The sequence below is a fragment of the Flavobacterium flavipallidum genome, assembly GCF_038289905.1.
GTDB lineage: Bacteria > Bacteroidota > Bacteroidia > Flavobacteriales > Flavobacteriaceae > Flavobacterium > Flavobacterium flavipallidum.
This window is the reverse complement of sequence record NZ_JBBYHU010000007.1, coordinates 23114-37539: the sequence shown is the minus strand read 5'-3', so window position 1 is coordinate 37539 and position 14426 is coordinate 23114. Positions and strand designations below refer to the sequence as shown.

General features: G+C 35.6%; 11 protein-coding genes. 9 read left to right on the top strand and 2 right to left on the bottom strand.

The window, feature by feature from the left end; all coding sequences use genetic code 11:
• The first annotated feature begins 197 nt into the window (after positions 1-197).
• The 8 genes from AAEO59_RS05375 (at position 198) to AAEO59_RS05340 (ending at position 12199) form a co-directional block, all read left to right on the top strand.
• Positions 198-3242 (top strand): SusC/RagA family TonB-linked outer membrane protein, encoded by a 3045-nt coding sequence (locus tag AAEO59_RS05375; RefSeq protein ID WP_341699710.1) that lies wholly within the window; start codon positions 198-200, stop codon positions 3240-3242.
• Between the two features lie 11 nt (positions 3243-3253).
• Positions 3254-4744, top strand: a complete 1491-nt coding sequence (locus AAEO59_RS05370) for a RagB/SusD family nutrient uptake outer membrane protein (protein ID WP_341699709.1) — start codon at positions 3254-3256, stop codon at positions 4742-4744.
• 4 nt (positions 4745-4748) lie between these two features.
• Positions 4749-6374, top strand: a complete 1626-nt coding sequence (locus AAEO59_RS05365; RefSeq protein WP_341699708.1) for a hypothetical protein — start codon at positions 4749-4751, stop codon at positions 6372-6374.
• Positions 6375-6385: 11 nt separating this feature from the next.
• Positions 6386-8032 carry a glycoside hydrolase family 16 protein gene (locus tag AAEO59_RS05360; RefSeq protein ID WP_341699707.1) on the top strand — a complete coding sequence of 549 codons (1647 nt, stop codon included), beginning with the start codon at positions 6386-6388 and terminating at the stop codon, positions 8030-8032.
• Between the two features lie 63 nt (positions 8033-8095).
• Positions 8096-10393 (top strand): beta-glucosidase BglX, encoded by a 2298-nt coding sequence (gene bglX, locus AAEO59_RS05355; RefSeq protein WP_341699706.1) that lies wholly within the window; start codon positions 8096-8098, stop codon positions 10391-10393.
• Between the two features lie 6 nt (positions 10394-10399).
• Entirely contained in the window at positions 10400-11155 is a 756-nt protein-coding gene (locus AAEO59_RS05350) for a glycoside hydrolase family 16 protein (protein ID WP_341699705.1), read from the top strand.
• 259 nt (positions 11156-11414) lie between these two features.
• Entirely contained in the window at positions 11415-11999 is a 585-nt protein-coding gene (locus tag AAEO59_RS05345; RefSeq protein ID WP_341699791.1) for an RNA polymerase sigma factor, read from the top strand.
• Positions 12000-12055: 56 nt separating this feature from the next.
• Positions 12056-12199 (top strand): hypothetical protein, encoded by a 144-nt coding sequence (locus AAEO59_RS05340; protein WP_341699704.1) that lies wholly within the window; start codon positions 12056-12058, stop codon positions 12197-12199.
• Between the two features lie 258 nt (positions 12200-12457).
• On the opposite strand, the gene AAEO59_RS05335 is transcribed toward AAEO59_RS05340, so the two are convergent.
• Positions 12458-13105, bottom strand: coding sequence for an endonuclease III domain-containing protein (locus AAEO59_RS05335; RefSeq protein WP_341699703.1), 648 nt, complete (start codon positions 13103-13105; stop codon positions 12458-12460).
• Between the two features lie 110 nt (positions 13106-13215).
• Between AAEO59_RS05335 and bcp the strand changes: the two genes are divergently transcribed.
• A complete protein-coding gene (gene bcp / locus AAEO59_RS05330; RefSeq protein WP_341699702.1) occupies positions 13216-13668 on the top strand; it encodes a thioredoxin-dependent thiol peroxidase in 453 nt (150 codons plus the stop codon).
• A 208-nt stretch (positions 13669-13876) separates the two neighbouring features.
• On the opposite strand, the gene AAEO59_RS05325 is transcribed toward bcp, so the two are convergent.
• The gene (locus AAEO59_RS05325) at positions 13877-14413 is read right to left on the bottom strand and encodes a restriction endonuclease (protein ID WP_341699701.1); all 537 of its coding nucleotides are present in this window, start codon (positions 14411-14413) and stop codon (positions 13877-13879) included.
• Positions 14414-14426: the final 13 nt, after the last annotated feature.

Below are 14426 nucleotides of genomic sequence, written 5' to 3'. Positions count from 1 at the left end.
TGTAAATGCTGTGGTTTTTTTACATTCTTTTTTAGAGAAAATCAAAATGCAGTTATATTGCTGTTTTCTTGCTTTTATTGAATTATTTGTAATTAAAACAACTTTTATTTTTATTGTATATTTTTTGTAGAGGTTATTTTTAATTATTTACTATTTTAAGATTCTAAATTTACAATTCACAACAAAACATAAACCATATGAAACCAAATTATCTATTAATCATCTTTTTATTGTTCTCTACTTTGGGATTTTCTCAAAGTTTTGACATTGGAGGAACAGTAAAAGAAAAAAAATCTGGTCTGTCTATACCAGGAGTTAACATTCAAATTAAAAACAGTACTAAAAGTACCTCTTCTGATTTTGATGGAAAATTTACATTAAAAGGAGTTCCCTCGGGATCGGTATTAGTTTTTACTTTTATTGGTTACAAAACTTTAGAATATCAAGTCACAAAAACGGAAACTTCCTTAAATATTAATTTAGCTGAGGATACAAAAGTTTTAGACGAAGTAGTCGTAATAGGTTATGGAAGTCAAAAGAAAAGAGAAGTAACTGGCGCTGTTGCTGTAGTTGATAGTAAAACACTTGAAGTTCTTAAGCCTATTAAAGTCGAACAAGCTTTGCAAGGAACTGTTTCAGGCGTTAATGTAACTACTCAATCAGGTTCTCCGGGTGCAGCACTTGATATTAGAATTCGTGGTATAGCTACCAATGGAGAAAACCGTCCTACAACTATTATTGATGGTTATGTGGGGGAATTAGGCTTGTTAAATCCTAATGATATTGAATCCATCACTGTTCTTAAAGATGCTCAGGCAGCAATTTACGGAACAATAGGTGCTAATGGGGTGATTTTAGTAACCACAAAATCAGGAAAAAAGAATTCTAAATCCCGAGTTTCTTACAATACCTATGCAGGATTTCAGGAATCTTCCCGAAAGCTTAATTTGTTGAATGCTACGGAATATGCCTTATTGCTTAACGAAAGTTATGCTAATGGTGGTCGAACTTTACCTTATACTAATGTTACCGGTTTAGGGAAAGGAACTAAATGGCAGGATGAAGTAATGAGTACTGGTGTTCCTATTATTAGTCATGATTTGTCTATGTCAGGAGGAAGTGATAAGATTACTTATTCAGTAAGTGGTTCACATTTGGATCAGGAGGGTATTGTAGGTCAAAATAAATCAGGTTTTTTAAGAAACACTGCACGTGTAGGCTTGAATGCTGATGTTACGGATCATTTGAAGTTAAAAACTAATGTGATTTATACCTACTTTAATCGCAAAACATTAAATGAAAACGGCCTTGGTTCAGTATTGTTTAACGCTTTAAATGTACCTTCAACCTTAAGTCCTTATGATAGTAACGGTGATTATACTTTAGTCCCAAGCACTGCGGGTTTAGGTACTGAAATTATAAATCCTTTGGCACAAATAGCCAATACTTATAATGATTATAGTTACAAGAAAATTAATGGAAATTTTGGCTTAGAATACAAATTATTTGACGGTTTTGTATTGTCCAGTTCCATGGGATTCAATACTTCTAATAGTAAATCAAAAGATTTTTCTAAACAAATCAGTTATGGAGGAAAAGTATTTGATGTTAATCGCAGTTCTGTAAACCAGGGAGCCGTAAACGACAATAACTATTCTTTTGACTTTTTTGCTACTTATACGAAGAAAATTCAGGATCATAATTTTGTGGCCACATTAGGAAATACCATTTTCAAAGAATGGGGAAATGGTCTTTTTGCAACAGGATATGATGTGCCAAATAATTCATGGGAATATGCAGATATTTCATTAACTACAGGGTTTTTGGAAGCAAAAACGAATAGTTCTTATAATTATGATGAAAGACGTCTTTCCTATTTTGGAAGAATGCAGTACGATTATAAAGGGAAATATTTATTGTCAGCTATGTTACGACGTGATGCTTCGACCAAATTTGGTCCGGGAAATAAAGTGGGTTATTTCCCTTCCTTTACAGCTGGTTGGGTAGTATCTGATGAAAGCTTTTTTGGTCAAGATAAAAAGATCAATTTCCTGAAGTTAAGAGCCAGTTACGGAACATTAGGGAATGACCAAATTCCAAATAATGGCTATGTAAGTTTGTTAACTGGTGAAGCAACCTATGTTTTTGATGGAGATTTGGCCAATGGAAGAGCCACAGGTCAAATTGCTAATCCTGATTTAAAATGGGAAGAAGCACGAAAATTTGATGTAGGTGCAGATATGAAGTTATTCTCTAATAAAATTTCAATTGTAGCCGATTATTTTATTGATACCCGCAAAGATTTATTAATCCCTAATATTCCAGTTTCCGGAATTACGGGGAATTATGCTCCAGGTTCTTCAGCGCCAACAGTAAATGCCGGTACAGTACGTAATTCAGGAGTTGAATTTGCAATTGATTATAAAAATCAATTTTCAGATAACTTCAATATGAGTGTGGGCTACAATGTTACTTTCCTTAAAAATAAAGTTTTAGAAGTTAATAACGGAACCGGATTTATTGAGGGAGGCGCTTTTGGAGTAGGACAACCAGCACCATCAAGAATGCAGGTAGGTTTGCCAATAGGATATTTTTATGGTTATAAAACAGATGGTATTTTTCAAAACCAAACTGAAATTGATGCGCATCCTTCTCAAATTGCATTAGGGGCTGAAGCTGCTCCGGGAGATATTCGCTTTGTAGATGTAAATAACGATGGCGTTATCAATAGTGATGACAGAACTAATATTGGAAACCCAATTCCTAATGCAACCATGGGATTCAATGTGCAACTAAATTATAAAAATCTTGATTTTGCACTGTACACCTTTGCATCAGTAGGCAATGACATGGTACGAAATTACGAGAGAACCTTATCAGATGCCAATCGTTTAAATTATGTTTTGGACCGTTGGACAGGAGAGGGAACAAGTAATAGTGTTCCAAGAGTAACTACAGGTGCTACTGCAAACAATGTGTTTTCGGATTATTTTGTTGAGGACGCTTCTTATTTGAGAATTCAAAACATTCAATTAGGATATACTTTAAATCCTAAAATTACCGAGAAAGTATTTGTAACCAAGTTACGAATGTATGCGGGAGTCAATAATCTATACACTTTTACGAAATATAAAGGTTTTGATCCCGGAGCTTCTAATGGAGCTCCAATTGGAGGAGGTATCGATTACGGTTTTTACCCAATTCCAAGGACCTATTTATTAGGACTTAATATTAATTTTTAATTCTGATTAAGATGAAAAATCAAACTTATATACTAGTAGCAGCAGTAACGTTACTTTTAGGACTTACTGTTTCATGTAGCGATGAATTTGTCAATAGAGATCCAGTTTATTCCATCGATTCTGAAAATTATTTCAATTCAAAAACCGATTATGAAAACGCTCTAATTGCAGCTTATGACCCTTTGCAATCTTCTTATGTTAATGTGATTTTAGGTGAAATTGCCTCTGATAATACCCTTGCCGGTGGAGAAAGTCAAACAGATGTTATTGGTTTTCAGCAAATCGATGATATGATTCATACCCCTGTAAACAGCAATTTGAGAGATGTTTGGAATTGGATGTTTGCCGGAGTAAGCAGAGCGAATTATATTTTAGAATTTCAAAACAAAACCGATTTTGAAGGCAAATCACAAATTATTGCCGAAGCCCGTTTCTTAAGAGCTTATTATCACTTTGAATTGGTAAAATGGTTTGGAGCAATTCCCTTGAAAGGCGATGCGCGTTTCAAAATTGGTGATGAAAAAGTGATTCCCCGTTCCCCGGTTACAGAGGTGTATGCCAGCATTGAAGCCGATTTGATTTATGCTGCTGCAAATTTAAATGCTACCGCTTCTCAGACAGGAAGAGCAACCAAGGGAGCCGCTTTGGCTTTGTTAGGAAAAGCTTATTTGTATCAAAATAAATTTTCAGATGCAGCCACAACTTTAGAAACCCTTATCGGAATGAATAAGTATTCATTGGTAGCTGACTATAATTCTATTTTTGAAGCCGAAGGAGAGAATGGTCCTGAATCTGTTTTTGAAATTCAATATACAGATGTTGAAGGTGCCGGATTTGGTTGTTTGCAATGTAGTGAAGGAAACGTTGCGGTAGGTTTTAATGGTCCTAGAAATTATACAGGAACTCTATTTACTTCAGGATTTAGTTTCAATGTCCCTACTGCTAAAATTGTAAATGCTTTTGAAGTAGGAGATAAGCGTAAAGATGTTGCCATTTTGGACATCGAAGATTGGGCTTTAAAAACAGGGGCAACTTATGGTGAAGGATACGAGCATACGGGTTATTTTAATAGAAAATACATTCCAAGAAAGAGAAGTACTTCGGCAGCAGGAGATTTGAATTTAACAAATCCTAATAATTACAGAGCTATTCGTTATGCTGATGTATTATTAATGGCGGCAGAAGCTTTTAACAGAAGAACAGAAGGAACTAATGATGCTAAAGCCAGAGGATATCTCAATGAAGTACGACGTCGTGCCTTTGGTGATAACAACCATGATATAACAGCATCGGGAGCAGCATTGACTGATTTTATCTGGGCAGAAAGAAGAGTGGAATTAGTAGGAGAGGGACATCGTTTCTTTGATTTGGTTCGAACAGGAAAAGCAGCTCAGGAAATTCCGGGATTTACGGCTAATAAAAACGAATTATTTCCTATTCCAATTGAAGAGATTCAATTTGCCGCAGGAAACTGGCAACAAAATCCTAACTATAATAATTAGTACAATGAAAAAGATAATATATATAACAAGTCTTATTGTGGCAGCTATACTTTTTAGCTGTTCAACGGAGAATGATCTGGTGGATTTGGATGCTCTTGGTGCTCCAACTAATATTACTGTATTAACTACTGTAACGCAGGATAATACAGGAAAAGTGACTTTTTTGCCTAAAGGTGAAGGAGTAACTTTATACGAAATATATTTTGGCGATGGAACCACAGCTCCGGCTTATGTAAATCCCGGCGAAACGGTAGATCATGTTTATAGAGAAGGAGTTTATAATGCTAAAATTGTGGGAACTACTTTAAACGGGAAAAAAACGGAAGTGACTCAGCAAGTCGTAGTTTCTTTTAAAGCACCACAAAATTTAGTTGTTAGTATTGAAAATGATTTGCAGGTTTCTAAAAAAGTAAATGTTACCGCAACAGCTGATTATGCACTATTTTATGATGTTTATTTTGGCGAAGCAGGAAAACCGGATCCAGTATCAGCAAATAACGGTGATGCAGTTTCTTATACCTATCAAAATCCGGGAGTTTATACCATCAGAGTGGTTTCTAAAAGTGCAGCGATTCAAACTACTGAATTCACACAAGAGTTTACGGTAACCGTTGTTAATAAACCTTTTACTTCGGCTCCAACTCCGCCTAACAGACAAGCGGCTGATGTAATTTCTATTTATGGTTCAAAATATACCAATGTTGCAGGAACAAATTATTTCCCAGATTGGGGACAAGCAGGTCAGGGAAGCAGCTGGACGGAGTTTGACTTGAACGGCGATAAAATGCTCAATTATATTAAATTGAGTTATCAGGGAATTGCATTGGCTGACGGTACAACCATTGATGTTTCCGGAATGGAATTCATTCATATGGATGTTTGGACTGCTGATTTACAAAAGATAGAAACGTCATTAATCAGTAAAACCAATGGTGAGAAACCCGTTGTAAGGGATTTAACAGCCAACCAATGGACGAGCATTGATATTCCAATCTCAGCATTTACCAATCAGGGATTAATGGTAGCGGATATTTTCCAGTTAAAATTTGTAGGTACGCCATGGGCAGGAGGAAGTGTTTTTATTGATAATATTTATTTCTACAAAACTCCTTCTGCATTAATTGAAATGCCTCTGGATTTTGAATCTGCAACAATTACGTATCCATGGGCAGGTTTTGGAGCAGTTGATTTTGGAGCAATTCCGGCATCGGTTATTGTTAATCCTGATAAATCAGGTAATAATCTATCGAATAAAGTAGTGAAAATTGAGAAACCTTCAGGTGCACAAGTTTGGGCCGGAGCCAGTTTAAATTTGGATACTAAGGTTGATTTTTCTAAAGGAACTAAGGTAAAAGTGAATGTTTGGTCGCCAAAAGTTGGAGCTAAAATTTTATTCAAAATGGAAGTGTCAACCTCTACAAAAGACGGAAATGGCAATCCAACGGTTTTTGTGGAAGTAGAAGCCACAACAACCGTGGCTAATTCATGGCAGGTACTCACTTTTGATTTGACTACTGCGGCAGCATTCAATACCGCTAATGCTTATGACAGGGTTATTTTATTTCCTGATTTTGGTGTAAATGGAACGGGTACTACATATTATTTTGATGATATCAAACAATCTAACTAAAAATGCAAAAGATGAAAAATATATTAATAAATACAATTGCCATTTTTACGTTGCTACTGATGGTCAATTGCTCCAAAGACGATTATGCTTTTGGTACTTTGGAAAATCCAACAAATCTGGAGGTACAATTTGAGATTATTGGAAAAACAACAGCTACACCTTATGGTGATGGAACCGGAAAAGTAAAATTTACGGTGAAAGCAGATGATGCTATTTCGTATAAGTTTGTTTTTAATGATGGAACTTCGCAAAATGCACCAAACGGTATTTATGAAAAACGTTTTACTAAAACCGGAATCAATACTTACACGGTTACTGTAATTGCATCCGGCAAAGGTGGTGTGGCAACCAATACAACAGTAGATGTAGAGGTGTTAAGTACTTTCAGTGACGATGAAGCGGTAGCTTTATTAACAGGTGGAAATTCTAAAAAATGGTATTTCTCAGCTTCTGAAGTGGGACATTTAGGAGTAGGGCCAAATAGCACCGATGCTACTCAAAATTATTATGGATTTTGGTATCAGGCAGCAGCATTTGAAAAAGCAGGGTCGGCTAATAGTAGTTGTTTGTATGATAATGTACTGACTTTTTCTTTGGATGGTGATCAGTTGAAATTTAGTTTGGATAACGAAGGCAGAACATTCTTTAATGCGGCTTTCTTAAATGTTGCCGGTGGTTCAGGAAGTGAAGATTTATGTTTGGATTATGCTGTTACTGGAACAAAAACAGTTTCGTTAAGTCCGTCTGAGTCGGTAATATTAAATAACCCAAATGCGGCTACTCAAACCAGAGGTACTCAAATGACTATTTCCGATGGAGGTTTCATGGGCTATTATATTGGACAAAGTACGTATGAAATTTTGTCAATTACTGCAAATAGAATGGTGGTGAGAGCCATTATGGGTGGAAATCCTGCAATAGCCTGGTACCACACTTTTGTGACCACAAAACCCACACAAGCAGTTGCAGATTATACTAATTTAGTTTGGTCAGACGAATTCAATACTGATGGTGCTCCTGATGCCACTAAATGGACTTACGATTTAGGAACCGGTACTGATGGCTGGGGTAATAACGAAGCACAAAGCTATACCAATGCTTCCGACAATGTAATTGTTGCCGGTGGAAATTTAAAAATTACAGCTAAAAAAGTTGGTTCGACGTACACTTCTGCTCGTTTAAAAACGGAAGGTAAATTTGATTTTACTTATGGAAAAGTTGAGGTGAGAGCTAAATTACCTGTTGGTGGCGGAACCTGGCCGGCTATCTGGATGTTGGGAGCTGATTATGCTACGAATACCTGGCCAGGCTGTGGCGAAATCGACATTATGGAACATAAAGGGAATCAGCCTAACGTGATTCACGGAACTTTACATTATCCGGGACGTTCTGGTGGTAATGCGAATACTAATACCACAACAATTACTAATGCTTCTTCAGAATTTCATGTGTACAAAACAATTTGGAGTCCGGCATCGGTAAAAATATATGTGGATGATGTTCTTTTTCATACAGTCAATAATGACGGTAGTTTGCCTTTCAATAAAGACTTTTTTATGATTTTAAATGTGGCTATGGGAGGCACTTTCGGAGGAACCATTGATTCCGCATTTACTCAGTCGTCTATGGAAGTGGATTATGTAAGAGTGTACCAATAATGAAATTAAAAAACAATTAAAAGGTCGGTTTCATTCGGCCTTTTAATTCAAAAAAAACAGAAAATGAGCGTAATAAAAACAATGTCATTTGTTTTCATTACCATTGCCGTATTGAGTTGTAGTTCCAAAATAATTCAGCCAAAAGGAGGTTTTGTTTCAAAGAATCAATTGGATTTCAGGGTGGATTCTGTCTTGAAATTGATGACTTTAAAAGAGAAAATTGGACAACTCAATCAATACAATGGTTTTTGGGAAATTACTGGGCCTACGCCCAAAGAAGGTCAGGCAGCTAAGAAATATGCCGATTTAAAAAATGGTTTGGTGGGTTCGATGCTAAACGTGAAAGGAGTAAAAGACGTCAGAGCTTTACAGAAAATTGCAGTAGAAGAAACCCGATTAGGCATTCCGTTAATCTTTGGATTTGATGTTATTCATGGTTATAAAACCATAAGTCCTATACCGTTAGCTGAAGCCGCCAGTTGGGATTTAAAAGAAATAAAAAAATCAGCTGCCATTGCTGCGGAAGAAGCGGCTTCTGTTGGACTCAACTGGACATTTGCCCCTATGGTAGATGTTTCCCGTGATGCCCGCTGGGGACGCGTAATGGAAGGTGCCGGAGAAGATCCTTATCTGGGAAGTCAAATTGCAATTGCCCGTGTGCAAGGTTTTCAAGGGGACGATTTAAAAGCCAGAAATACTATTTTGGCTTGTGCCAAACATTTTGCAGCTTATGCTTTTGCCGAATCAGGAAGAGATTATAATACGGTAGATATTGGCGAATCAACTTTGCAAAATATCGTTTTTCCTCCGTTTAAAGCAGCTGCTGATGCCGGCGTGCGTACTTTTATGAATTCTTTCAATGAACTGAATGGAATTCCGGCTACAGGAAATGCCTATTTGCAAAGAAAAATCCTGAAATCCGATTGGGGTTTTGAAGGTTTTGTAGTGTCTGACTGGGGTTCGATTAACGAAATGATTCCTCATGGTTTTGCTAAAGACAGCAAGCAGGCTGCCGAAATTGCGATTAATGCAGGATCGGATATGGATATGGAATCCAGTGCTTATGTGGATCATTTAGAAACTTTAGTAAAGGAAGGTAAAGTCAAGGAAACGCTGATAGATGATGCAGCGCGACGCATATTGAGAGTCAAATTTGAGTTGGGTTTATTCGACAATCCGTATTTGTATTGTGATGAAAACTACGAGAAAGAAACATTAGGCAAAGCCGCTTTTCAGGAAGGAGTTCTGGAAATGGCTAAAAAATCAATTGTTCTTTTGAAAAATGAAAAAGAATTATTGCCGCTTAAAAAATCAGGACAAAAGATTGTGGTGATTGGCGTTTTGGCAAACGATAAAACAAGTCCGCTAGGAAGCTGGCGTATTGCAGCTGATGATAATTCGGCAGTTTCTTTGTTAGAAGGACTGCAAAAGTACGAAGGCAATCAATTGACTTACGCAAAAGGTGCTGATGTAACTGTGGGCAGAACCCAATTTATCTGGGAAACGAAAATCAATACTACCGACAAAAGCGGATTTGCCGAAGCCATAGCTGCCGCTAAAAACGCTGATGTAGTCATTATGTCCTTAGGCGAACATGGTTTGCAATCAGGTGAGGGAAGAAGCAGAACTGATATTGGATTGCCGGGAGTACAACAGGAATTATTAGAAGAAGTATATAAAGTGAATCCGAATATAGTTTTGGTGTTGAATAATGGACGACCACTGGCTATTCCTTGGGCTGATGCTCATATTCCGGCTATTGTGGAAGCCTGGCATCTGGGAACACAAAGCGGAAACGCCATCGCTCAGGTTTTGTATGGCGATTACAATCCGAGTGGAAAATTGCCGATGACTTTTCCAAGAAATGTGGGGCAGCTACCTATTTATTACAATTACAAAAACACAGGCCGCCCTGTTATGAATGAACCGGAAAGTGTTTTTTGGTCCCATTATATTGATGAAAAAAATACGCCTTTGTATCCTTTTGGATATGGTTTGAGTTACACTCAATTTGAATATTCTGATTTAAGTTTAAGTCAAAAATCTTTTTCCGGAGATGGTCAAATTGAGGTGAGTGTTAACGTGAAAAATACAGGTAAATATAAAGGGAAAGAGGTTGTTCAGCTTTATATTCGGGATTTGATTGCTTCTGTAACCCGTCCGGTAAAGGAATTGAAAGGATTTGAAATGATAGAATTACAAGCCGGTGCATCTCAAAAAGTTATTTTTACCATTAATAAAAAAACAATCGAATTTTTTACAGCTAATTCCAAATGGGAAGCAGAGCCGGGAGATTTTAAAGTTTTTGTGGGTGGAAATTCAGTGCAAACTTTGGAGCGTGATTTCCAATATTTAAAATAAGAAAAAATGAATAAATTTTTAATACTACTCTTCGTTAGTACGTTTGTTTTGGCTCAGCCAAATGGGAAAAAATTAGTTTGGGAAGAACAGTTTGAGTCTAAAGAATTGGATTTGAATAATTGGAATATTGAATTAGGTGATGGTTGCCCCAACTGCGGTTGGGGTAATAACGAACGCCAACTTTACACAAAAGAAAACCAACAGCTAAAAGACGGCTATTTAGTAATAACATCTAAAAAGGAAGGTGAAAAATATACCTCCTCCAGAATTACAACTAAGGCTAAAAAGGAATTTCAGTATGGTTATTTTGAAGCTAGAGCTAAATTACCTGTTGGTTCCGGAATTTGGCCGGCTTTTTGGATGTTGGGAGCAAATATTGATACGGTAAGTTGGCCTAAGTGTGGAGAAATTGATATTCTGGAGTATGTGGGTAAAGAACCCAAAACGGTTTTCACCTCTTTGCATACACAAGACAGTCATGGTAATACGATTAATACTAAGAAAACTAGAATTGAAGCCATTGAACAAGGTTTTCATTTGTATGCTATTGATTGGAATAAAGATAAAATTGATTTTTATGTGGACAATCAATTGGTTTATAGTTTTAATCCGGAAATAAAAACAGAAGCAACATGGCCATTTGACCAAGCTTTTTATTTTTTAATTAATATGGCGATTGGTGGTAATTTTGGAGGTCCGGAAGTAGATGATGCTATTTTTCCGCAGGAATTCAAAATAGATTACATTAGAGTTTATCAGTAAAGAAATGGGTGGATGTAAGTAGTAAAGCTTTGGTATTTAAAAATTTATGTTGAAATATTGTAAAAGAATAATAATATTGTATAAAATATTGTAAAACTTTTTTTTTGGTTTAATTTTTGTGAAATTTATTTGCTGAGCAAAATAATAATTTGTTAAATTTGAATTGAAATCATTAAAAAAATAGAAGCGCCTATAGTAAAAAACTACTTTTTAGAACAATAATACCCCAATTAAACTCATACTAAAAAGTATTACTATGATAGCTAATATTCAAATTCCAGACGCCTTATTGGTACAGGATTATGTGGCAGGTAGCGAAGACGCCTTAGCTACTTTAATCAAAAGACACGAATCCAAAATTTATGGTTTTATATATTCAAAAGTATCCGACAGAGATGTTTCTGATGATATTTTTCAGGATACCTTTATAAAAGTAATTAAAACCTTAAAATCACAATCGTATAATGAAGAAGGGAAGTTTCTTCCTTGGGTGATGCGTATCGCACATAATTTAGTTATTGATTATTTTAGAAAGAATAAGAAAATGCCTTTTTACCGTGAAACAGAAGAGTTTTCGGTTTTTTCGGTTATGACCGACGATTCTTTGACCATCGAAAATCAATTGATAGCCGATCAGGTTGAAATGGATTTGCAAAAATTAATTGAAGAACTTCCTCAGGATCAAAAAGAAGTGCTTGTAATGCGCATGTATAAAGATATGAGCTTTAAAGAAATTTCGGAAGTAACCGGAGTGAGTATTAATACTTCATTAGGAAGAATGCGATATGCATTGATGAATTTGAGAAAAGTAATTGATAAGCATCAAATTATTTTGACCAATTAAACAATATAAAGAGTGTTGTTGCGTTGTATTTTTAATCAATCATTTAAAAGTACAGCATGGCAAAAATTTACTCTAAGAAAAATGCAATTAAAACTCAAATGAAACCTAGTAAAGAAGTTGTTTCTTTCCTGCTGAATTATTCAAAATCGTTGCATATTATCAAAGTAGCGGATAAAAGTTTTGAAATTATAGCAAACTAATTAAGCCATTTTGGCTGTTTGGTAAATCTCACTAGTTGTTAAAATTGGTGAGATTTACTTTTTATAACTATCCGCTTTACAGTTCAAGCTCCATTTTCAGCCACGAATTCACAAATTGTTCTTTATAAATTATTCTTAGATTACACTAATATTGACAAATTCAATTTGAATCTGTGAAATTTCAGAACATTTAATTCATACAGAATTAGTGAATTCGTGGCTAAAAAGAGATTAGTACAAATAGCGGTACAGTCATGTTTATTTTTTATAACCGTCTAGATTCGTTTTTCGGCCAATGGTTCGCGTAATGATATCCTTTTCTAAATCCATGCCTCTGGCTGGCGAATATTCTCTGCCGTACCAAATCATTTGTAAATGTAAATCGTTCCAGCATTCTTCCGGGAATAAACGTTTAGCATCTTTTTCGGTTTGAATTACATTTTTTCCGTTAGATAAATTCCAGCGGTACATGAGTCTGTGAATGTGTGTGTCTACTGGAAAAGCAGGAACGCCAAAAGCCTGGGACATGACCACACTGGCTGTTTTATGACCTACAGCAGGTAGTGCTTCCAGGTCTTCAAAATTTTGTGGAACTTCTCCGTTATGTTTCTCAATAAGAATTTGTGACAAACCATAAATTCCTTTTGACTTCATAGGTGATAAACCACAAGGGCGGATGATTTCCTTGATTTCTTCAACCGACATTTTAATCATGTCATAAGGATTATCCGCTTTTGCAAAAAGTAGGGGTGTAATTTGGTTCACACGCACATCCGTACATTGCGCCGAAAGTAATACCGCAATTAATAAAGTATAAGGATCTTTATGGTCTAAAGGAATTGGAATCGAGGGATATAGCTCTTTTAACGTATTTATAACAAATGTTACCCGTTCTTGTTTGGTCATTATTGTAAATTTATATCTTGTAAAAATAACATAAAAAATACCAATTCAAAAAACAAGTCTTAGTGAACTTTCTGAAAGCTTAGTGAACTTAGCGTTTAAACAAAATAATTATGACAACATTAAAAAAAGGCGATCAAGCTCCCAATTTTTTTGGAGTAGACCAAGACGGAAAGCCACATCAATTAGAAGATTATAAAGGCAAAAAATTAGTCGTTTTCTTTTATCCAAAGGCCAATACGCCGGGTTGTACTGCTGAAGCCTGTGATTTAAGAGATAATTTTGAGCGTTTTCAAGCTAATAATTATGCCCTTTTGGGTGTTAGTGCCGATTCAGTAAAAGCGCAAGCTAAATTCAAGGATAAATACGAATTTCCTTTTCCTTTGTTAGCCGATGAGGAGAAAGAAGTGATTAATGCCTTTGGTGTTTGGGGACCTAAGAAATTCATGGGACGCGAATACGACGGCATTCACCGCACCACCTTTGTCATTGACGAAAATGGAATCATCGATGAAGTCATTGAAAATGTCAAAACCAAAGAACACGCCGCTCAGATTTTGAAATAAACTAAAAACGCCACAGAGAAATTTGTGGCGTTTTTAGTTTTTATAAGATTAAACAAAAGGATTTTTTATTGACAGAGAAAAAATACGTTCAATTTTGTCATTCCGAAGAATGAGGAATCTCATAGTGAATTTCTATAAAAAAAAAGCTTTTTTATTATTGTTGCGGGCACGGATTACATCCCGAAGTTTCGGAACTGCGCAATCTGGTCTATTGTTCATCAAAAAAATCTTCGTCAATTTGTTTTATTTCATAAGTTGTTTTAACCTGTATTCCTACATTGAATTCATACATAAGTGTGACTAATTTTTCACCGTCAATACAAATGATTTTATGATGAGCAGAACGAGCTTTCTCAATAGCTTTATTATCAAATTGAGATGTTGTTACAAAAACACCTTTGTTTGTGTCTCCACTCATAGCACCTATAAAATTCCTTATATCTTTTTCCCTAACTTTTCCTTCGTTAAATCTTTTGGCCTGAATGTAAATTTTATCTAATCCTAATTTATCCTCATTAATAATCCCATCAATGCCACCATCATTCGATTTTGAAGTTTCAATAAATTCACCATACCCCATTTTTTTAAGAAGCTTAAGTACTACTTTTTCAAAGAAATAAGGGTCTATGTTTTTTAGTTTTTGTAGAAGTTCATTTTTTACATCTGCTTCAATTCTATTAAAACCTTCATCAATGAGGTCTTGAGGTGTAGCAATTTCCGTTTCGCTTTGATTGTCGGTATACAAAGGTTTTTTTTCT